Source organism: Rhodobacter capsulatus, from assembly GCF_005144475.1.
Classification (GTDB): domain Bacteria; phylum Pseudomonadota; class Alphaproteobacteria; order Rhodobacterales; family Rhodobacteraceae; genus Rhodobacter; species Rhodobacter capsulatus_C.
This window is the reverse complement of sequence record NZ_SWJZ01000041.1, coordinates 1-20,348: the sequence shown is the minus strand read 5'-3', so window position 1 is coordinate 20,348 and position 20,348 is coordinate 1. Positions and strand designations below refer to the sequence as shown.

Below are 20,348 nucleotides of genomic sequence, written 5' to 3'. Positions count from 1 at the left end.
TCTTGTCGTTTTGTATCCGGATTTCGATGATCTCGGACCCGGCCGCGCCGCAAGCGTGCCTGCGCCGCAAAACTCCCCCATCCGGCCCGGCGACAGGATTCCCCCCCGCCCTCCCTCCGATGGGCGCAAAAGATGTATCTTGACTATTTTTATCGCCCCGCATATCCGACAAAATAAATAAGGATATGAGAGACCATGCTTGCCCCGCTTCTGATCATGTTGCGCGAAGGGCTCGAAGCTGCCCTTGTCGTCGTCATCATCGCCGCCTATCTGCGTCGCACCGGCCGCGGTGCCTGGATCGGGGCGATCTGGGTGGGCGTGCTCTTTGCCGTCGCGCTGTCGTTGTTCGTCGGCGCGGGGCTGCAATTCCTGCACGCGGGCTTCCCGCAAAAGACGCAAGAAGGCTTCGAGGCCGCGGTGGCGCTGATCGCCGTGGCCGTGCTGGTCTGGATGGTGTTCTGGATGCGCGCCGCCGCCCGCTCGATCCGCGCGACGCTCGAAAGCGGCATCGACGCCGCTTTCGACACCGCCCCCGGTCAGGGCACGGTCTGGGCGCTGATCGCGATGTCCTTCTTTGCCGTCGCCCGCGAGGGCCTCGAATCGGTCTTCTTCCTGCTGGCGATCTTCCAGCAAAGTCCCGGCCCGGCCGCCCCCCTCTCGGCGCTGGCGGGCATCGCGATCTCGGTGGCGCTCGGCTTCGGGATCTATTCCGGCGGCATGCGGCTGGATCTGCGCCGGTTCTTCCGTTTTTCCGGGCTGTTCATCCTGTTCGTCGCCGCGGGGCTGCTGTCGGGGGCGCTGCGCAGCCTGCATGAAGCCGGGCTCTGGAATGCGTTGCAGACCCCCGCCTGGGATCTGAGCCAGACCCTGCCGAATGCCTCGATCCCGGGCACGGTGCTGTCGGCGCTGCTGGGCTATCACGACAGCCCGACCCTGGGCGAAGTGGGCCTCTGGGCCGGTTTCCTCGCCGTGACGCTGCCGCTGTTCCTGCGCCCTGCCCCCGCCCTTCTTCCGCAAAAGGCCTGATCCGATGACCATCCCCGCGCAAGCGCCCTCCGGGCGCCTCCTTCCGCTGCTTCTGGGCACCGGCGGCCTGCTCGTCCTTGGCGGCGTCGCGCTGTTCTGGCTCGCCTCGGCACAGAACCAGCCGCAGACCGAGGGCGCCGTGCCGGTGACCGTCACCGCCACCGCCTGCGAGCCGATGGCGATCGAGGTGCCCGCGGGTCCGACCCGCTTCCTGATCCGCAACGCCTCGGACCGGCCGGTGGAATGGGAAATCCTGAACGGCGTCATGGTGGTGGCCGAGCGCGAAAACATCGCCCCCGGGTTTTCCTCGGTGCTGAGCGAGCGGCTGAAACCCGGCGTCTATGACATCACCTGCGGGCTGCTGTCGAACCCGCGCGGCACGCTGACCGTGCTGGCGACGGCCGAAAGCGCCGCGGAAACCGCCGCGCCGCCGCTGCGCGAGCTGATCGGGCCGCTCTCCGAACGCAAGGTGCAGCTGATGAAGGCGGCGGGGAAATTCGCCCGCGCCACGCAGGCGCTGGAACAGGCGATCACGGCGGGCGATCTGGCGGCGGCGAAGACCGCCTGGATGCGGGCCGCGGCGGAATGGGCCGGCCTTGGCACCGTGGCGCCACAGGCGGCCGATCTGCAAAACCGCATCGCACCGCAGGCGGCCTGGCTGGCCGGACGCGAGACCGACCCGGCCTTCACCGGCCTGCATCGGCTTGAATACGGGCTGTTCGCGCGCTCCTCGCTGGCGGGCCTTGCCCCGGTGGCCGCGGCCCTGACCAAGGATGCGACGGCGTTTCAAAGCCGCGTCAAGGCCTTCGACGGCACGCCCGCGGGCATCGCCGCCGATGCCGCCCGCTATGCCCGCAGCCTTTCCGATGCCATCGCGGCGGGAAACCTGGCCCCCTATGCGGGCGAGGATCATCTGCTGCTCGCCGCCGCCCTCGACACGCTGGACCGCGCCCGCGCCGTGCTCGACCCGCTGCTGAGCGCCGCCGATCCGGCGCAGGCGGTCCGCGTCACCGCCCGCCTCGCGGCCGCCCATGCTGCCGCCGCGGCCGTTCCCCTCGACCGGCAGGCCAATGCCGCAGCCCTTGCCGCCGCGGCCGAGGCCCTGGCCGGGATCAATGCCACGCTTGGACTGGAGCCCTGAGATGACCCATTCCCCCTCGCGCCGTGCCGTTCTGGGCGGTCTTGGCCTCGGCCTTGCCGCCTGCCCCTTCAGCCTTGGTCTGGCCCGGGCCGAGACCGCCCCGCAGGCCTCGGCGCTGACCGCCGCGCCGCAGGCGGGCGCCAGCTCGGCCGCCGACCGCATCGCGCCCTTCGGCCGGTTTCAGGCCGGGATCGTCACGGCCCGGCCGGCCTGGGGTCTGGTCGCCGCCTTCGACGTGATCGTCGACACCCCCGCCGATCTGGAGCGGCTCTTTCGCCGCTTGACCGAACGCATCGCCTTTCTGACCAGCGGCGGCAAGGTGCCCGAGCTGGACCCCGCCCTGCCGCCCGCCGACAGCGGCATCCTTGGCCCCGAGCTGCGCCCCGATGCGCTGACGGTGACGGTGGCGCTGGGGGCGTCGCTTTTTGACGCGCATCCCTGGCTGGCCCCGCTGCGCCCGGCGCAGCTGACCCGGATGACCGGCTTTCCGAATGACGCGCTCAACCCCGATCTGTGCCACGGCGATCTTGCGATCCAGATCTGCGCCAACACGCAGGAAACCATCATCCATGCGCTGCGCGATCTGATCAAGAACCTGCCCGATCAGCTGGTGCTGCGCTGGAAACAGGAGGGCAATGTGCCGGTGATTGCGCCGCAAGCCCCGGGCGTCGTGGAAAGTGCGCGCAATTTCCTGGGCTTCCGCGATGGCTCGGCGAACCCTGACAGCACCGATGCGGCGCTGATGGAGCGCGTGCTTTGGGTGCATGACACCACCGAGCCCGCCTGGGCGAAGGACGGCAGCTACATGGCGGTGCGGCTGATCCGCAATTTCGTCGAACGCTGGGACCGCACGCCGCTTGCGGAACAGGAGCGCATCTTCGGGCGCACCCGCATCACCGGCGCACCGCTCGACAAGCGCGACGGCACCGAGGCGGACGTGCCCGATTACGCCGCCGACGCCGAGGGCGCGGCGACGCCGCTGGACAGCCACATTCGCCTTGCCAATCCGCGCGACGCGGGCGAGCGGCATCTGATGCTGCGCCGTCCCTTCAACTATTCGAACGGGGTGACGAAATCGGGCCAGCTTGATCAGGGGCTTCTGTTCATCGCCTGGCAGGCCAGCCTGACCGATGGTTTCATCGCCGCCCAGACCCGGCTGAATGGAGAACCCCTTGAAGAATATATCAAACCCGTGGGCGGGGGCTATTTCTTCGCCCTGCCGGGCTTCGGCCCCGGGCCCGACGATCACCTCGGCCGTCAGCTGATCGACGCCATCGGCCACGCCCCGCAGAAGACGTAAGAAAGGACGAACCCGATGAAAATGCTGTCCCTGGCCGCCACGCTGGCCGTGCTGGCCACGCCCCTTGCCGCCGCCGATGCGACGCTGGATCTTGTGGCGCCGATCGCCGAGTACAAGCTTTACGTGTCGGAAAACACCGAAGCTCTGGTGACCGACACCCAGGCCTTCGTCGCCGCGGTGAAGGCGGGCGAGATCGACAAGGCCAAGGCGCTGTTCGCGCCGACGCGGCTGTCCTACGAAAAGATCGAGCCGGTGGCCGAGCTGTTCGCCGATCTGGATGCGCCGATCGACGCCCGCGCCGACGATTACGAAAAAGCCGAGGCCGATCCGGCCTTTACCGGCTTTCACCGGCTCGAATACGCGCTGTGGGTCGAGGGCAAGACCGATCACGTCACCGCCATTGCCGACAAGCTGGAAGCCGATGTGACGGAACTGGCCAAGCGCATCGACGGGCTGACCTTCCCGCCCGCGGTGGTGGTCGGCGGCGCCTCGGTGCTGATGGACGAGGTCGCGGCGACGAAGATCTCGGGCGAGGAAGACCGCTATTCCCGCACCGACCTGTGGGATTTTCAGGGCAATTTCGACGGCGCGAAGAAGATCGTCGATCTCTTCGGCCCGATGGTCGAGGACCGCGCTTTCGTCGCCTCGGTCGAGGGCAATTTCGCCAAGGTCTACGAAACGCTTGGAAAATACCGCGAGGGCGAGGGCTTCGTGAGCTATGAGAAACTGACCGACGCCGACCGCAAGCGGCTTTCCGCGCTGGTCAACACGCTGGCCGAAGACCTGTCCACCCTGCGCGCCCGGCTTGGCCTGAGCTGACCGACCGGCCCGATGCGAAGCGCCCCCCGACCGGCTCGGGGGGCGCTTTTCCTTTTTGCGGCCATTTTCCGACGCGGCGGACGGCTGTTCAGGGAATCGGAAACAGATCGGACTATAACGGGACGAATCGACCGAACCGGGACACCCGTGATGGCCCAGATGACAGCAGAAAAGCCGGGCCCGCCCCCCCCGGCCACAGGCGCGGTGCCGCTCAAGGCCTGGCTCTGGCGATCCTATGTCAAGGCCGCGCTGATCCCGCTTTTGCTGATCGAATTCGGCTTTGTCGCGATCTACTGGGGCACCAGCCAGGTGGTCTATGACCGCTCCGCCGCCGCGATCACCCGGATCTCGACCGATACCGTCCGCGACGCCGCCCTGCGCGAGGCGAATATCATCGCGCATCGGCTCGCCTCGATCTCGGCGATGACCCGGATCTTTGCCGAGGAAACCGGCCGCGCGCTGCAGACCCCGGCCACGGTCTCGCAGGCGGAAAAGGACAATCACGCGCTCAGCCCCGATGGCGCCTTTCACAGCCTGCGCGACACCGGCGGCGCGGCGGTCTTTTATTCCGGCATCGTCCCGGTGGGCGCGGCGGAACGGGACAAGGTCTGGCGCACGGCGCGGCTCGACCCGCTGATGCGCGCGATCAGGGACAGCGACCCCTTGATCGCGCAGCTTTATCTGAACACCCGGGACAGCCTGAACCGGATCTATCCCTGGCTCGACGTGCGCGCGATCTATCCGCCGAAAATGGATATCCCGAGCTACAATTTCTATTACGAGGCCGATGCCGCCCATAACCCGGACCGCAAGCCGGTCTGGACCGACGCCTATGTCGATCCGGCGGGCGGCGGCTGGATGGTCTCCGCAATCGCGCCGGTCTACGGCGCGGACCGGCTCGAAACCGTCGTGGGCATCGATGTCACCATCGGGACCATCGTGCAGCGCGTGCTGGATATCCGCATCCCGGGCGAGGGCTATGCCGTGCTTGTCGGCCGCGACGGCACGATTCTGGCGCTGCCGCCAAAGGGCGAAGCCGATCTGGGCCTGAGCGAGCTTCTGGCGCACAGCTACAAGGACGCGATCCTCAAGGACACGTTCAAACCCGCGGAATTCAACATCTTGCAAAAGCCGATGCTGACCGAACTGGCCGCGGCGATGCGCGCCACGCCCGAGGGCGTGCGGCGCGTCGACCTTGGACGGCCGATGATCGCCTCCTGGGCGCAGGTGGCGGGGCCGAACTGGTCGCTTCTCGTGCTGGCGAGCGAAGACAGCGTGCTGGCCGCCTCCAGCGATCTGCGCAGCCAATTGGCCTTCGTCTCCAAGGGGATGGTCGGGATCCTGCTGGTCTTCTATGCCGGGTTCTTCGCCTTTCTGTGGCGCCGGTCCGCGACGATGAGCGACCGGGTGGCGCAGCCCCTTGGCGATCTTGAACGCCGGATGGCGGTGATTTCGGATGGCGGCACCCTGCCCCCGACCCCGCCCTCGGCGATCGAGGAATTGCAGAAGGTGGGCGAGCATCTGGTGCGGATGGGCGACAAGATCGATGCCGCGAATCGGGCCAAGGCGAATTTCCTCTCGGCGATGAGCCACGAGCTGCGCACGCCGCTCAATGCGATCATCGGCTATGCCGATCTGCTCGAAGGCTGCGAGGGCGAGCGGCTGGAGGGGGCGCGGCTCGATCAGCTGCGGGCGATCACCGCGGCGGGCTGGGATCTGGTGCGGCTGGTCGATGTGGTGCTGGATCTGAGCCGGATCGAGCGTCAGGATCTGGCGTTGAGCAATGAACCGCTGGCGCTGCGGCCGCTGCTGGAGGCCGCGCTGGAAAGCCACCGCGCCGAGGCGGAGAAACGGGCGATCACGCTGGATCTGGCTTGGCCCGAGGGCCCGCTGCCGCCGTTGCGGGGCGATGCGAAGATCCTGCGCCGCATCCTCGACGAGCTTGTGTCGAATGCGGTGAAATACAACCTGCCCGGCGGCAAGGTGACACTGCGGATCGACCCGCAGGACGACGGTTTCCTGCCGCTGCGGATCATCGACACCGGCGTCGGCATCGGCGCCGAGCATCGCGACAGCGTGTTCAAGGCCTTCCACCGGCTGGGCCATGAAAACAGCACGATCAGCGGCGCGGGCATCGGCCTTGCCATTGCGAAGCGCTTCGCCGAGGTCTCGGGCTGCGGCCTTGATTTCGACAGCGCGGCGGGCGCGGGCAGCACCTTCACCCTGCGCATCCCGTGCCGCCCGCAGTGACGCGCGGCGCGACGCCCCGGAAGACATCGGCAAAAGAAAACCGCAGATCCTGCGGCGATCGTGTCATTCTCTTTTCGGGGAGTGGTACCGCCTCCCCGGCTCGAACGGGGGACCTCTGGATCCACAATCCAGCGCTCTAACCAACTGAGCTAAGGCGGCACTGAGGGGGCATTTAGCGGGCGGCGCGGCGGAATGCAAGGGGGGAAACGACCTCTTTCCACCTCCGCCGCTTGCCCCGCCGTCGCAGTTTGGCTAGGCACGGGCAAAATGGAGGCTCCGATGGGCATCAACGACGAAAATGACATGGCCGGCGATCTGCAGATCGGCCCCACCGATCAGGGAATGGTGCGAATCTTCGTCTCGGGCGAGGGGTTCGAGCTGCCCTTCGACTTCGACCCCGAAGAGGCCGAGGAAATCGCCCGCGAATTGATGGACGCGGCCGAGATGGCGCGGTCGATCACCGAGGGCGCCGCGAAGGGCGGCAAACCCAGGGGCAAGCGCTAGGCCTGAAACGACAGCCCGGGATCCGTCTGCCCCGCCAGCCGCAGCGCGGCGGTGCGGGCGAATCCCTGCAGCACGAGCTTGCGCCGCGGCGCGGCCAGCTTCGTCTCGGGCGCCATGCGCAGGATCTCGGCGCCGAAGCGGTCGGCCAGAATCAGCCCCGTCTCCCCGGGCAGGATCTCGACCGGGAAATCGGTGTCGACCGCCCAGAAAAACCGGTCGGCATAATCCAGATAGCCCTGCCATTTCCGGTCCGAGGTGAAATCCGCGCGCGAGGATTTGCACTCGACCACCCAGATTTCGCCCTTGCGGCCCAGCGCCATCACGTCTACCCGCAGACCCGGACGGGGCACGACCTCGGGCAGACAGGCGAAGCCGTGATCCATCAGGCAGCGGCACACGCCGCGCGCCAGAAGGTGACCGGGAGAAAGATCGTTTGCCATGCGCAAGCTATGAACGAAGCATGAACACCTGTCGAGAGGGTTGACGCGCCCGTTCCGCACGGCAAACATGAACCGCAAAACCATCAAAGGTTGCACCATGGAAGACTACCAACGCCGCCTGGCCGCCGCTCGGGCCGAACTCGAAGCGCTCGGATTGCGGGGCTTGCCGCATCCGATCCAGGACCGGGTGATGCGGCTTTTCGGCGGTGAGGCGCGGCCCTGGCCCTATCTGCCGCTCGGCGTGCGGATGAGCGCCTATGCGATCCCCTATGCCTTCATCTGGACCACGGCGAATTTCTTCCTGCGCTGGAAAGACCGGCCGATCGAGCCGGGCGAGGCCGTCGTTTCGACGGTGATGACGGTGGCGCTGTTTTCGATGCTGATGCTCGGCTATGAACTGCGGCGCTGGCAATCGGTGAAGCTGAGCCGCTGGGAAGATCTGTAACCGCCCTTGCCGCCGCGGCCCCCTGCCCCTATCTTGGCCTTGGCGGTTACTGCTCTTCGCGTGAACGGGGCCTTTTTCCAGTGGCCGATAACTATTTCCGAGGGAGCTGGCTCTGCTTTGGCCCTGGCCTCTGTATCTGGCACCCACCTGACTTGTCAGGCTCTCGGGAAATCTCGCCCCCACGGTTGCTGCGGTTTCCGCCACCTCATGACAGCCGGAAATGGAAAACCCCCCGCCTTGCGGCAGGGGGATTTTCGTCGTCCGGAGGTCTTCGAGAAACTGTCGCCAGGAAACCTCAGCGCGGGTTGCGACCCAGCTGGCGGCGGGCGCGGCTTTCGGCGCGCACGGGCACCGGAATCGCGATCAGCTCGGCCGCCATGTCAGCGCGCAGGAGCGCATCGCGCTTGCCGCCCCCGGGGGGCAGATCGTCTTCGGCCATGTTCATCACGGAGATGCCGAACTGCACCCCCGAGAAGACCACGGTGTTGAAGACGAACAGCAGCCCCGCGGCGATATAGCCGATGTCGGAGCCAAGGATCAGATGCCGCAGATGCGCGACATCGAAGCCCAGCAGCAAGGCGACAAACAGCGCCGACAGCCCGGCCCCGACGATCACGTTGCGAATGTAAAGACGAACGAGTTCCGGCATGACGATTCCTCCGTCGTTGGAATCATTCTAGCGCAGTCTGGCGGAATTCAAACCGCAAATTTGCCGTTTTGCCGCAGTTCCGTCACAAAATATTGGCGAAAGCGGCGCTCACGGCGCCGCGACTCGGTCAGAACGCCTCGGGGCGGACGTCGCGCGCCATGTGATCAAGCACGGCATTGACGAATTTCGTCTCTTTGCCCTCGGGGAAGAAGGCGCGGGCGACCTCGACGAATTCGTTGATCACCACCTTGATCGGCGTCGCCGGGTTGACCATTTCGGCCCCCGCAGCGCGGAACAGCGCGCGCAGCACCGGGTCGATGCGCTCGATCGGCCAGGCGGCGACCAGCGCGCGGTCGGTGGTCTGGTCGATCTTCGCCTGCCACATCACCGCATCATCCAGAAGACGGCGGAACAGGTCGTAATCGCCCTCGGCCAGTTCCTCGCCCTCGTCGGTGGTCATGCCGAACCGGAAGCTTTCGAATTCGCGGGCGACGCGATCCACCCCCTGCCCCGCCGCTTCCATCTGGAAGAGCGCCTGCACGGCATAAAGCCGGGCGGCCGAACGCATCCGGCGTTTTTCTTCCGGGCTCGGCTTGCGGGGCGTCTCGGGGGTGGTCTCGGTCATGATATGCGATCCTTCGGTGGCCCGGTCAGACGGTTTCGCCCGCGGGGCGGAAGCCGATTCCCTGCGTCCGGGTGGCCCATTTGCGCGAGAGCGCGATCAGATGCAAGGCCGCAGCAGCCGCCCCGCCGCCCTTGTCCTGATCTTCGGGCTTCGCCCGGGCCTCGGCCTGCGCCCGGTTTTCCACCGTCAGGATGCCGTTGCCGATGCACAGCCCCTGCAGGCCCAGCATCATCAGCCCGCGCGAGCTGTCATTGCAGACCGTGTCGTAATGCGTGGTTTCGCCGCGGATCACGCAGCCCAGCGCCACATAGCCATCGTAGTCGCCCAGCCGCTCGGCCATGCCGATGGCGGTGGGCACCTCAAGCGCGCCGGGCACTTCGACGATCTCGACCTCGGCCCCGGCCTTGGCCGCCACCGCCTGCGCCCCCGCGATCATCCAATCGGCGATATCGCGATAATAGGGCGCGACGACGATCAAAAGCTTCACCGGCTTGTCAAAGACCGGCAGCGGCAGGGTGTAGTGGTTCTCGTTCGCCGCCATCTCAATACCCCCGGGTTTCGTCGATCGAAAGCCCGTAGCCCTCGATGCCGATCACCTTGGGTTTCGGCGAATTCGTCAGAAGTTTCAGATGGCTGATGCCCAGCGCCAGCAGAATCTGCGCACCCAGACCATATTGGCGCAACGTCTGCGGCGAGGCCTCGCCCGGCATCGGCATCTTGGCCGAGGTTTCGCGCAACAGCACGACGACGCCGCGGCCCTCGGCGGCGATCGCCTCCATCGCGCGGCCCAGATCGTTCATCTTGCCCGGACGCAGCCCCAGCACATCCGACAGCGGATCCAGCGCATGCATCCGCACCAGCACCGGCTCGGGGCCGGAAATGTCGCCCTTGGTCAGAACGATATGCTCGGCGCCCTCGGTCTGGTCGGCAAAGATCCGCATCGACCAGTCGCCGCCGAAGTCCGATTGCACCGCCCGCTGCGCGGTTTCCCGCACCAGATGGTCGTAGCGGCGACGATAGGCGATCAGATCGGAAATCGTGCCGATCTTCAGCCCGTGTTTCTGCGCAAAGGCGATCAGATCGGGCAGACGCGCCATCGTGCCGTCTTCGTTCATCACCTCGCAGATCACGCCCGAGGGGTTCAGCCCGGCCAGACGCGAGATGTCGACCGCGGCTTCGGTATGCCCGGCGCGGACCAGCACGCCGCCATCGCGGGCGCGCAGCGGGAACAGATGGCCCGGCGTCGCGATGTCCTGACGGCCCTTGCCCGGATCGATCGCCACGGCGACGGTGCGGGCGCGGTCATGCGCCGAAATCCCGGTCGAGATCCCCTCGCGCGCCTCGATCGAGACGGTGAAGGCGGTTTCGTGGCGGCTGGAGTTCGAGGACGCCATCAAGGGCAGGCCCAAAGCCTCGATCCGCTCGGCGGTCAGCGCAAGGCACACCAGCCCGCGGCCATGCATCGCCATGAAGTTGATCGCATTGGGCGTGGCCATCTGCGCCGGAATGATCAGATCGCCCTCGTTCTCGCGGTCTTCGTGGTCCACCAGAATGAACATCTTGCCGTTGCGGGCATCCTCGATGATCTCCTCGATCGAGGACATCGCATCGCGGTAGCTTTGCTCCACCGGACCCGGGGTTTCGTGATTGCCAGCTTTGTCCACCGGGTTCGTCATGCCTTCCACTCCGTCAGCCGGGCCACATACCGGGCCAGCGTGTCTATTTCCAGATTGACCTTGTCGCCCACCCGGGCGGTGCCAAAGGTGGTCACCGCCTTGGTGTGCGGGATGATATTGATGCCGAAGCTGCAGCCGTCCACCTCGTTCACCGTCAGCGACGCCCCGTCGAGCGCGACCGAGCCCTTGGGCGCGATGTATTTCGCCAAAGCCTCGGGGGCGCGAAAGCTGAAGCGGGTGCTTTCGCCCTCGTCGCGCAGCGCGGTGATTTCCGCCACGCCATCGACATGGCCCGAGACGATATGGCCGCCCAGCTCGTCGCCCACCTTCAGCGCGCGTTCGAGGTTGATGCGCTTGCCGATCGTCCAGCCGCCCAGATTGGTCTTGCTGACCGTCTCGCCCGAGATCTGCACGTCATACCAGTCCGCCCCCGTCGCGATGACGGTCAGGCAGACCCCCGCATGGGCGATCGAGGCGCCGATCTCGACCGAGCCCATGTCATAGCCGCAACGGATCCGCGCGCGCAGATCGCCGGTGTTTTCAAGGGCGACGATCTCGCCCAGATCGGTGACGATTCCGGTGAACATGGCTTTCCCTACCGTGATTTCTTCCTGCCTAGCTTGCACGGGCCCGGCACGCAAGGCTTGCTCCCGACGCTTGGGTGCACAGCCGCGGCGCGAAAATGCGGCCCGCCGTCGCGGTGCCGCGGTTTTGCCGCCAAAACGCCGGGGCGGCACGCAATTTGTCGTGACACCCTGCAAGCGAGGGGCCAAAAGGAGGCGTCTTCACCGTGAGCCCGATGACCAGCCTTCGCCCCCGCACCTTCCTTCTGCTGCAAGGTCCGCACGGGCCGTTCTTTCGCCAGCTGGGTGCGATGCTGCGCGCCGCCGGGGCCGAGGTCTGGCGGGTGGGCTTCAACCGCGGCGACGAGGTATTCTGGGCCGATCCGGCCAGCTACATCCGCTTTGACGCCCCCCCGGACCTCTGGCCCGCGCGGATCGCACGGCTGATCGGGGAAAAATCCGTCACCGATCTGGTGCTTTACGGCGACACGCGGCCCGTCCATGCGCAGGCGATCGCCGCCGCGCGGGCCGCGGGCGTCACCGTGCATGTCTTCGAGGAAGGCTACCTGCGCCCCTACTGGATCACCTATGAACGCGGCGGCGCCAATGGCCATTCGCGGCTGATGACGCTCTCGGTCGCGCAGATGCGCGCCGCGCTGCGTGAAAGCGAGATCGACTTCCCCGAGGCCCCGCCGCGCTGGGGCGACATGCGCCAGCATGTGTTCTATGGCGCGCTCTATCATTTCCTCGTCATGGTGCAGAACCGGCGCTATCGCAATTTCACCCCGCACCGGGGCGTCACGGTCTTTGACGAATTCCGGCTTTACCTGCGCCGTCTTGTGCTGATGCCGGTGCAGGCGCTGGAACGGATGCGCGCCACGCGGCGGGTGCGGGGCTCGGGCCATCCGATCCATCTGGTGCTGTTGCAGCTCGAACATGACGCCTCGTTCCGCATGCATTCGCCCTTCGCCAGCCAGACCGAGTTCATCGATCTGGTGATGACCGGCTTTGCCACCGGCGCGCCGCGCCACCATCACCTTGTCTTCAAGGCGCATCCGCTGGAAGACGGCCGCGCGCCGATCGCGCAGACGATCAAGGCCGCCACCACCCGGCACGGGCTGCAGGGCCGGGTGCATTTCATCCGCGGCGGCAAGCTGGCGGAACTTCTGGCGCAGGCGCGCTCCGCCGTGACGGTGAATTCGACCGCGGCGCAACAGGTGCTCTGGCGCGGGCTGCCGCTCAAGGCCTTTGGCCGGGCCGTCTTCGACAAGCCGGAATTCGTCTCGACCCAGCCGCTGCCCGAATTCTTTGCCAGCCCGCAAAGACCAGATACGCGGGGCTATCGCGATTATCGCCACTACCTGTTGGAGACGTCGCAACTTCCGGGCGGCTTCTATTCCGCGCGCGGGCGGCGCATCCTGTTGCGGCAGGTGGTCGACATGATGCTGTCGCCCGAAGATCCCTATGACAGCCTCAGCGCGGGCAAAGCGGCACCAAGGCAACAGTTGCGCGTGGTGACGTGATCGCGCTGGAAATTTTGCCGCCACACCGCTATCGTGGCGGAAAAACAAGGCAATCCCCAGAGGAGCCCGAGCAGTGAGCGTGACTTTTCCCCGCAGGACCCTGTTGCTGGGTCTTTCGGCGGTGCTTCTTGGCACTGCCTCCTGTGGCCTGCCCCGGCCCGGCCCGAACAAGCGTGAAATCTTCGCCGGTTCGGTGATGCGGCGGGGCGATGCCTTCGTCGTCACCGTCGATGACCATGTGGCGCGGGCGACCGCGGTTCAACCGGCGCTCGGCTTTTCCTCCAGCTTCCAGACTGCGGGCGTCGTCGGGTCGGACACGATCAACCCGGGCGACACGCTGCAGCTGACGATCTGGGAAAACGTCGATGACGGACTTCTGGCGCAGCAGGGCACCACCGCAACGCAATTGACCGAGGTGCAGGTCGATGGCGCGGGCTACATTTTCGTGCCCTATGCCGGCAAGATCAAGGCGGCGGGCAATTCCCCCGATGCGCTGCGCAAGATCATCACGGAAAAGCTTGACGCGCAGACCCCCGATCCGCAGGTGCTGATTGCCCGCACGGCGGGGGATGGCTCCACCGTCTCGGTGATGGGCTCGGTCGGCGGGCAGGGCGTCTATGCGATCGAACGGCCGACGCGGACGCTCTCGTCGATGATCGCCCGGGCGGGCGGCGTGACGATCAAGCCCGAGATCACCAAGATCACCGTCAAGCGCGGCGGCAAACAGGGCACGGTCTGGCTGACCGACCTTTACAAGAACCCGAAGATGGACATCGCGCTGCGCGCGGGCGACGTGATCCTGGTCGAGGAAGACACCCGCGCCTTCACCTCGCTGGGCGCCACCGGGGCGCAGGCCCGGGTGCCCTTCGAGACGCAAACGCTGTCGGCGCTCGAGGCCATCGCCACGGTGGGCGGCCTGTCCTCGAACACCGCCGATCCGAAGGGCGTCTTCGTCTTCCGCAACGAACCCGCGGAAATCGCCCGGGTCGTGCTGGGCCGCAACGATCTCGTCGGCGATCAGCGCATGGTCTATGTGCTCAACCTGACCGAGCCGAACGGCATGTTCCTGGCGCGTGATTTCGTGATCCGCGACGGCGACACCGTCTATGTCACCGAAGCGCCCTTCGTGCAGTGGCAAAAATCGCTTTCGGCGCTGACCGGCTCGGCCACGGCCGCAAGTTCGCTGGACAACGTCGCCTCCGGGAACTGATGCCCGCGGAAGATCCCTCCCGGCGGCTCTTCCCCTATACGGCCGGGTTTCTGTGGCAACCGCGGCTGCGCGCGATCCTGCGCGCGGCGGGTTACAGCCTGCATCTCGGCCTGCCGGGGCCCCGCGATCGCGTCGTGGTCTGGGGCCGCTCGCCCCATTCCACCCGCGGCGAGGCGGTGGCGGCGCGGCGTCGGCCTCGTGCGGCTTGAAGATGCCTTCCTGCGTTCGGTCCGTCCGGGGCGGGCGCGGGGCGCGGGCGGGCCGCTTGGCCTGTTCATCGATCCCTTCGGCGTGCATTTCGACGCCGCGACGCCCTCGCTTCTGGAGCGTCTGCTGGCGCGGGATCCGCTGGACGACACCGCGCTTCTGGATCGCGCCCGCGACGGCATCGCCCGGCTGAAGGCGCTGAACCTGTCGAAATACAATGACTTCGACGAAGCCCTGCCGCCCCCCGCGCCGGGCTATGTGCTGGTGATCGACCAGACCCGGGGCGATGCCGCGATCGCGCATGGCGGCGCAACCGCCGCCACCTTCCGCGAGATGCTGGCCGTGGCGCAGATCGAAAACCCCGGCGCGCGGATCGTGATCAAGACCCATCCCGAGACCCGCGCGGGCCTGCGCCCGGGCCATTACGGGCCCGCGCATCAGGACGCCCGGACCCGGCTTCTGACCGATCCGGTCTCGCCCTGGGCGTTGCTTGAAGGCGCCATCGCGGTCTACACCGTGTCGTCGGCCCTGGGCTACGAGGCGATCCTGGCCGGTCACAGGCCGCGCGTCTTCGGCCAGCCCTTTTATGCGGGCTGGGGGCTGAGCCTTGATGAAACTCCGGTTCCGCGGCGCAACCGTCGCCTGACCCGGGCGCAGATCTTTGCCGTCAGCCACATTCTGGCGCCGACCTGGGTCGACCCCTGCCGCGGCCGGCTCTGCCGCTTCGAGGAGGCCGTCGATCAGCTGGAGGCCGAGGTCCGCGCCTTCCGCGCCGATCGTGCGGGCCATGTCGCCACCGGCATGCGGCTGTGGAAACGCCGCCCGTTGCAGCAGTTTTTCGGCACCGAAAAGCCCTTGCGCTTCGTCGATCCGCCTGACCGCGCCGCCGCCGTGGCGCAGGCCAGCGGCCGCAACCTGCTGATCTGGGCGGGCAAGGAACCACCCGGGTTCACCGCCCCCGCGCTGCGGGTCGAGGATGGGTTCTTGCGCTCCAAGGGGCTTGGCGCCGATCTGGTGCCGCCCTTGTCGCTGGTCACCGATGCGCAGGGCATTTATTTCGATCCGACCCGGCCTTCGGATCTGGAAGATCTGATTTCGCGCCCCCCGCCCCCCGGCGGCCTTGCCCGCGCCGAGCGTCTGATCGCGGCTTTGCGCAGGGGCAAACTGTCAAAATACAACCTTGACGGAGATAGTCCCGATCTGCCGCCGGGCCACCGTATTCTGGTTCCGGGGCAAGTCGAGGACGATGCCTCGATCCGCCTTGGCGCGGGCGAAACTTGCACAAATCTGACCTTGCTGGCCTTGGCACGCCACCACAACCCTGACGCGATCATTCTTTTCAAACCTCACCCTGATGTGGAGGCCGGGTTGCGGCCGGGCGCCGTTCCCGAAGCCGAGGCCCTGCGCTTTGCCAACAAGGTCTTGCACAAATCGAACCCGGTGACGTTGATCGAGGCCGTGGACGAGGTCTGGACAATGACCTCGCTTCTGGGCTTCGAGGCCCTGCTTCGCGGCAAGAAGGTCACGGTGACCGGAGCGCCCTTTTATGCGGGCTGGGGGCTCACCCGCGACCTCGGCCCGGTGCCCGACCGGCGCAAGGCGCGGCCCACGCTGGCGCAGCTGGTGCACGCCGCGCTGATCGCCTATCCGCGCTATTTTGACCCGGTGACCCGCCGCCCCTGCCCGCCCGAGGTGGTGCTGGAGCGTCTCGCCCATGGCCCCCTGCCCCGCCCGGGCCCGCTGAACCGGAGCCTTGCAAAACTGCAGGGGCTGTTTTCGGGGTTTGCGTTCCTCTGGCGTTAGGCGCGCAGCCAGCGCGCCAGCACATCGCCGCCGATCGGTTGCAGGCTGTCCAGCCGATAGCGTGGCGCCGCGGCCAGCCGCGTCAGACCGAGATCGCCGATGCCGGGCGTCGCATCGCTCCCCAGCACCACGCCCGCGGTGAAGCCGATCAGTTCATCGACCAGACCTGCCGCCATCAGACTTGCCGCAAACTGCCCGCCGCCTTCGCAAAAGACCCGGGTCAGACCGCGGACCCCCAGCGCCGCCAGCAGTGCCGCCGGATCCAGACCCGGAGCGCCCATCGGCACCTCGATCAGCTCCGCCCCGATCCCGGCCCAGAACGCCCGCGCCTCCGCCGGGGCCTCGGCCCCATGCAAGAGCCATACCGGCGCCTGCCCGAGCGATCCCGCCAGCCGCCCGCGCGGCAGATCCAGACGGTGCGACGCCACCACCCGCACCGGCGCGCGCAAGGGCGTGAAATGGCGCACCGTCAGCAGCGGATCATCCGCCCGCGCCGTGCCGCCGCCGACCAGAACCGCATCGAACCGCGCCCGCAAGGCCTGCACCTGCGCGCGCGCCTGCGGCCCGGTGATCCACTGGCTTTCGCCACTCGCCAAAGCGATCCGGCCATCGAAACTGGCGCCCAGCTTCAGCGCCAGCCAAGGCCGCCCCCGCTCGATCCGGCTTAAAAACCCCGCCTGCGCCGCCCGCGCCTCGGCCGTCAGCACCCCGGTCGTCACCGCGATCCCGGCCGCGCGCAGCATCGCATGGCCGCGCCCCGAGACCCGCGGATCGGGATCTTCCAGCGCCGAGACCACCCGCACCACCCCGGCCGCGATCAGCGCCTCGGCACAGGGCGGGGTCTTGCCATGATGGGCGCAGGGCTCCAGCGTCACATAGGCGGTGGCCCCGCGCGCGGCGTCGCCCGCCTGATCCAGCGCCCGGCGTTCCGCATGCGGCCGCCCGCCCGGCTGGGTCCAGCCCCGCCCGACGATGCGCCCCCCTTGAACGATCACGCAGCCGACGGCGGGATTGGGCCAGACATTGCCCAACCCCCGCCCGGCCAGCGTCAGCGCCAGCCGCATGAAGCGGCTGTCGGCCTCGGTCACTCGGTATCTCCGGGATGCGGACGCAGCTCCGACACGAATTTGTCGAAATCGTCGGCCGCCTGGAAGTTCTTGTAAACGCTGGCGAAACGCACATAGGCCACGGTGTCGATCCGGGCCAGCGTCTCCATCACGATCTCGCCGATCGCGCGCGAGGGAATGTCGGTCTCGCCCAGACTTTCCAGCCGCCGCACGATCCCCGAGATCATCTGATCGATCCGCTCGGGGTCGATCGGGCGTTTCTGCATCGCGATGCGGATCGAGCGTTCCAGCTTGTCGCGGTCGAAATCCTCGCGCCGCCCCGAGGTCTTGATCACCACCAGATCGCGCAGCTGCACGCGTTCATAGGTGGTGAAGCGACCGCCGCAGGCCGGGCAGAACCGACGCCGCCGGATCGCCACATGATCCTCGGCCGGACGGCTGTCCTTCACTTGCGTATCGACATTGCCGCAAAACGGGCAGCGCATGGCGTCCCCCCTCTCATGTTACCGCCTCATTTGGGGTCTGTCGCCCCGGTTATCCACAGGACTATAGGGGGAGGCCGAGGGATCGGGTAGCGCAAATCTGCCACTACCAGATCCGGGGCCGGAACTGTGGCGGCGCGGACTCAGCCCCCGCCGCGGCGGCTCAGGCCTTCGGCGCCGCCGGAACCGGGGCGGTCGTCAGCGCGGCCGGTTGCGCGGCGGACCGATCCCGGGCGTAGACGGCCAGACATTCGGGCATGATGCCCAGAACCTGCACCTCTTTCGCGAAGGCCGCATCGACCGCCGCAGCCGCCATCGGCTTCGACTTCTGCCCCACCGGCGCCAGCGTGCCATCGCCCTTGCCGCTCACCAGCGCGAAAAGCCCCCCGGGCTCGGCCGTGACATAGGCGAAACAGGTGCCCTTTTGCGACATCCGCGGCGCCTTCGGATCGGCGGGCAGGCCTTCGACACAGGCACTCAGAACAAGCGGCAGCAACAGCAGACAGGCAGGGCGGAGGGAAGCAAACGGCATGGCAACCTCGTGAAAATCCTGGCCCACGGTAGCAGCCTGCACGACGGGGGCAAGGGGCAATGCGGTGCGGTTGCCCCGGCCCGCGCGATGCGGCATCCTGTGCCGACTCGTCCTTGCGCAGGCCCCATGCACCGCCCCGATCCCAGCGACAGCGAAACCCGCGCCCTGCGCGAGACCGGGCGGCTGCTGGTGCAGATCCGCTGGCTTGCGATTGCCGGTCAGATCGCCGCCACGGTCTTTGCCGCGCGGGTGCTGGGACTTGATCTGCCGCTGGCACGGATGGCGCTGGTGATCGCGGGGCTTGGGGGCTTCAACCTGATCATCGCGCTGGCGGTGCGCCGCGACGCCCGGCTGCCCGATGCGGTGCTGGCGCTGCAGCTGGGCATCGACACGCTGACGCTGGCGGCGCTGATCGCGCTGGCGGGGGCGGCGGCCAGCCCGCTCTCGATGCTGCTGCTGGTGCCGCTCTTGCTGGCGCTGTCGCTTTGCACGCCACGCTCGGCGCTGCCGATCCATGCGCTGGCCAATCTTTGCGTCGCGGCGCTGGTCGTCCTTGGCCCGGTGACGGGGGCGGCGCTGGTGCCGGCCTTCGGGCTGGCCTCGACGCTGATGGCCTGGTTCGTGCTGCGGCTGCGCCTGACCGTCGCCGCGCGCGACCGCGCCATCGAGGAGCTGCGCCGCGCCAAGGTCGAGGCGGATCAGCTGGCGGGGCTCGGCCTTCTCGCCTCGGGCATGGCGCATGAGCTGGGCACGCCGCTGACGACGCTCGCGGTGACGCTCGACGACTGGGCCGAGGTCGGCCTGCCCGAGGGGGCGGCGCGGCAAAAGGATCTGGAAACGATGGTCGCGCAGACGCGCCGCTGCCGCGCCATCGTCACCCGCACCCTGCAGGCGGCCGGGCGCGAGCGGCTGGAAACCGCCGCCGCCGTCCCCGCCGAAGCCGAGATCCGCCGCATCCTCGCGCTCTGGTCGGGCGCACGCGGCCGCGCCCGGGTGCCGGTGCAGAGCGATCCCGGCCTGCGCGGCGGGCAGATGCTCTCGGCCTCGATCCTGGAAGCGGCGCTGATCAACCTGCTCGACAATGCCGAAAGCGCCGCCCCCGGCACCGTCACCGCCATGCTGGCGCGGGCGGGAAACCGGCTGATCCTGCGCCTTGCCGATCGCGGCCCGGGCTTTCCGGACCGCGTCCTGTCGCAGCCCGGCACCCCTTTCGCCTCGGGCACGGGGGCGCCCGGCCGCGGTCTTGGCCTGTTTCTCGCCCGCAATGCCATCCACCGCCTCGGCGGCCGGATGCGCCTGCGCAACACCGCCACCGGCGCCGAGGTGGAGATCGCCTTTCCCCTGCTCGACCGCCCGCAGACCGAGGAGCCCGCCGATGCCCGCCCCTGACCGCTGCCTGCTGATCGTCGAAGACGACCCGCATCTGGCCGAAACCTTGGCCAGCGCCTTCACCCGGCGCGGCTATGGCGTGCACATCGCGCTGCGCGAAGACAGCGCCATCGCGCTGGCCGCGCGGATCAAACCGACCCATGCGCTCGTCGATCTGAAACTGGCCGAGGGCTCGGGGCTGGGCGTCGTCAAGGCGCTGGCGGCGCTGGATCCGCCGCCCGCCATCGTCGTGCTGACCGGCTTTGCCGCCGTGGCGACGGCGGTCGAGGCGATCAAGCTTGGCGCCACGCAATATCTGGCAAAACCCGCGACGGCGCGGGAAATCGAGGCCGCCTTCGCGCACAAGGCCGGCATGGCGATGCCGGAAATCGAGGCGCCGCAGATCGGCGTGAAGGCGCAGGAATGGGAGCTGATCCAGCGCACGCTGGCCGAGACCGGCTTCAACGTCTCGGAAACCGCGCGACGGCTCGGCATGCACCGCCGCACCCTGGCGCGCAAGCTCGCCGCCCGCAAGGCCGCGGGCGAAGACCTCGGCGGCATGGTCGATTTCGAGGACTGATCCGCTTCGAACCCCGTTTCTTCTTGGCCAAAATACGCTGGGGGTCCGGGGGCGAAGCCCCCGGCGGGTCGGCGGCGGGGGGCCCCCCCGGGGCAAACCCCCCCCCGCCCCCCCAACCGGCGGGGGGGGGACACCCCC

Annotated in this window: 20 protein-coding genes, 1 tRNA gene and 1 pseudogene; 12 read left to right on the top strand and 10 right to left on the bottom strand. The window is 67.9% G+C overall.

From position 1 onward, the window contains the following. Positions 1 to 195: 195 nt before the first annotated feature. The 5 genes from efeU (at position 196) to FBT96_RS10340 (ending at position 6,536) form a co-directional block, all read left to right on the top strand. Entirely contained in the window at positions 196 to 1,026 is an 831-nt protein-coding gene (efeU, locus tag FBT96_RS10360; RefSeq protein WP_136906356.1) for an iron uptake transporter permease EfeU, read from the top strand. A gap of 4 nt (positions 1,027 to 1,030) precedes the next feature. After that, the gene (locus tag FBT96_RS10355) at positions 1,031 to 2,167 is read left to right on the top strand and encodes a cupredoxin domain-containing protein (protein WP_136906354.1); all 1,137 of its coding nucleotides are present in this window, start codon (positions 1,031 to 1,033) and stop codon (positions 2,165 to 2,167) included. Position 2,168: 1 nt separating this feature from the next. Continuing rightward, positions 2,169 to 3,467 carry an iron uptake transporter deferrochelatase/peroxidase subunit gene (gene efeB / locus FBT96_RS10350; protein WP_136906352.1) on the top strand — a complete coding sequence of 433 codons (1,299 nt, stop codon included), beginning with the start codon at positions 2,169 to 2,171 and terminating at the stop codon, positions 3,465 to 3,467. 15 nt (positions 3,468 to 3,482) lie between these two features. Continuing rightward, positions 3,483 to 4,286, top strand: a complete 804-nt coding sequence (gene efeO / locus FBT96_RS10345; protein ID WP_136906350.1) for an iron uptake system protein EfeO — start codon at positions 3,483 to 3,485, stop codon at positions 4,284 to 4,286. Between the two features lie 150 nt (positions 4,287 to 4,436). Continuing rightward, positions 4,437 to 6,536, top strand: coding sequence for a sensor histidine kinase (locus tag FBT96_RS10340; RefSeq protein WP_249306429.1), 2,100 nt, complete (start codon positions 4,437 to 4,439; stop codon positions 6,534 to 6,536). 82 nt (positions 6,537 to 6,618) lie between these two features. On the opposite strand, the gene FBT96_RS10335 is transcribed toward FBT96_RS10340, so the two are convergent. Beyond that, positions 6,619 to 6,695, bottom strand: a tRNA-His gene (locus FBT96_RS10335). A gap of 120 nt (positions 6,696 to 6,815) precedes the next feature. On the opposite strand from FBT96_RS10335, the gene FBT96_RS10330 reads away from it, so the two are divergent. Next, positions 6,816 to 7,040 carry a DUF6324 family protein gene (locus FBT96_RS10330; RefSeq protein WP_136906348.1) on the top strand — a complete coding sequence of 75 codons (225 nt, stop codon included), beginning with the start codon at positions 6,816 to 6,818 and terminating at the stop codon, positions 7,038 to 7,040. Here FBT96_RS10330 and FBT96_RS10325 read toward each other — a convergent pair. Beyond that, positions 7,037 to 7,480 (bottom strand): MmcB family DNA repair protein, encoded by a 444-nt coding sequence (locus FBT96_RS10325; RefSeq protein ID WP_136906346.1) that lies wholly within the window; start codon positions 7,478 to 7,480, stop codon positions 7,037 to 7,039. The genes FBT96_RS10330 and FBT96_RS10325 overlap by 4 nt on opposite strands. Positions 7,481 to 7,577: 97 nt before the next feature. On the opposite strand from FBT96_RS10325, the gene FBT96_RS10320 reads away from it, so the two are divergent. Beyond that, positions 7,578 to 7,925 (top strand): DUF6404 family protein, encoded by a 348-nt coding sequence (locus tag FBT96_RS10320; protein WP_013068768.1) that lies wholly within the window; start codon positions 7,578 to 7,580, stop codon positions 7,923 to 7,925. Positions 7,926 to 8,220: 295 nt separating this feature from the next. Here the strand turns inward: FBT96_RS10320 and FBT96_RS10315 are convergent, their stop codons facing one another. The 5 genes from FBT96_RS10315 to FBT96_RS10295 form a co-directional block, all read right to left on the bottom strand. Then, positions 8,221 to 8,574, bottom strand: coding sequence for a hypothetical protein (locus tag FBT96_RS10315; RefSeq protein ID WP_136906344.1), 354 nt, complete (start codon positions 8,572 to 8,574; stop codon positions 8,221 to 8,223). 127 nt (positions 8,575 to 8,701) lie between these two features. Then, positions 8,702 to 9,199, bottom strand: coding sequence for a transcription antitermination factor NusB (gene nusB, locus FBT96_RS10310; protein ID WP_136906342.1), 498 nt, complete (start codon positions 9,197 to 9,199; stop codon positions 8,702 to 8,704). A 25-nt stretch (positions 9,200 to 9,224) separates the two neighbouring features. Then, the gene (locus FBT96_RS10305) at positions 9,225 to 9,740 is read right to left on the bottom strand and encodes a 6,7-dimethyl-8-ribityllumazine synthase (protein WP_136906340.1); all 516 of its coding nucleotides are present in this window, start codon (positions 9,738 to 9,740) and stop codon (positions 9,225 to 9,227) included. Position 9,741: 1 nt separating this feature from the next. Next, the gene (gene ribB, locus FBT96_RS10300) at positions 9,742 to 10,875 is read right to left on the bottom strand and encodes a 3,4-dihydroxy-2-butanone-4-phosphate synthase (RefSeq protein WP_136906338.1); all 1,134 of its coding nucleotides are present in this window, start codon (positions 10,873 to 10,875) and stop codon (positions 9,742 to 9,744) included. Further along, entirely contained in the window at positions 10,872 to 11,462 is a 591-nt protein-coding gene (locus FBT96_RS10295; protein WP_136906336.1) for a riboflavin synthase, read from the bottom strand. The genes ribB and FBT96_RS10295 overlap by 4 nt, the downstream gene beginning before the upstream one ends. Positions 11,463 to 11,674: 212 nt before the next feature. Here FBT96_RS10295 and FBT96_RS10290 point away from each other — a divergent pair, with 212 nt between their 5' ends. The 3 genes and pseudogenes from FBT96_RS10290 (at position 11,675) to FBT96_RS10280 (ending at position 16,181) form a co-directional block, all read left to right on the top strand. Beyond that, the gene (locus tag FBT96_RS10290) at positions 11,675 to 12,961 is read left to right on the top strand and encodes a capsule biosynthesis protein (protein WP_136906334.1); all 1,287 of its coding nucleotides are present in this window, start codon (positions 11,675 to 11,677) and stop codon (positions 12,959 to 12,961) included. Between the two features lie 73 nt (positions 12,962 to 13,034). Next, positions 13,035 to 14,171, top strand: coding sequence for a polysaccharide biosynthesis/export family protein (locus FBT96_RS10285; RefSeq protein WP_455769541.1), 1,137 nt, complete (start codon positions 13,035 to 13,037; stop codon positions 14,169 to 14,171). Then, a pseudogene (locus tag FBT96_RS10280) lies at positions 14,171 to 16,181 on the top strand (capsular polysaccharide biosynthesis protein). Before FBT96_RS10285 ends, FBT96_RS10280 begins: the two are co-directional and overlap by 1 nt. On the opposite strand, the gene ribD reads toward FBT96_RS10280, so the two are convergent. From ribD to FBT96_RS10265, 3 genes are all read right to left on the bottom strand, one after another. Then, positions 16,178 to 17,269: a bifunctional diaminohydroxyphosphoribosylaminopyrimidine deaminase/5-amino-6-(5-phosphoribosylamino)uracil reductase RibD gene (ribD, locus tag FBT96_RS10275; protein WP_136906332.1), complete on the bottom strand. Its 1,092-nt coding sequence runs from the start codon at positions 17,267 to 17,269 to the stop codon at positions 16,178 to 16,180. The pseudogene FBT96_RS10280 and the gene ribD sit on opposite strands and share 4 nt — an antisense overlap. After that, a complete protein-coding gene (gene nrdR, locus FBT96_RS10270) occupies positions 17,266 to 17,733 on the bottom strand; it encodes a transcriptional regulator NrdR (protein ID WP_136906330.1) in 468 nt (155 codons plus the stop codon). The genes ribD and nrdR overlap by 4 nt, the downstream gene beginning before the upstream one ends. A gap of 160 nt (positions 17,734 to 17,893) precedes the next feature. After that, on the bottom strand, positions 17,894 to 18,262 hold the full coding sequence (locus tag FBT96_RS10265) for a hypothetical protein (RefSeq protein ID WP_136906328.1): 369 nt from the start codon (positions 18,260 to 18,262) through the stop codon (positions 17,894 to 17,896). A 126-nt stretch (positions 18,263 to 18,388) separates the two neighbouring features. Here FBT96_RS10265 and FBT96_RS10260 point away from each other — a divergent pair, with 126 nt between their 5' ends. Continuing rightward, positions 18,389 to 19,651, top strand: coding sequence for a sensor histidine kinase (locus tag FBT96_RS10260; RefSeq protein ID WP_136906326.1), 1,263 nt, complete (start codon positions 18,389 to 18,391; stop codon positions 19,649 to 19,651). Then, complete coding sequence (locus FBT96_RS10255; protein WP_136906324.1) at positions 19,638 to 20,210, top strand: response regulator transcription factor; 573 nt, start codon at positions 19,638 to 19,640, stop codon at positions 20,208 to 20,210. The genes FBT96_RS10260 and FBT96_RS10255 overlap by 14 nt, the downstream gene beginning before the upstream one ends. Positions 20,211 to 20,348: the final 138 nt, after the last annotated feature.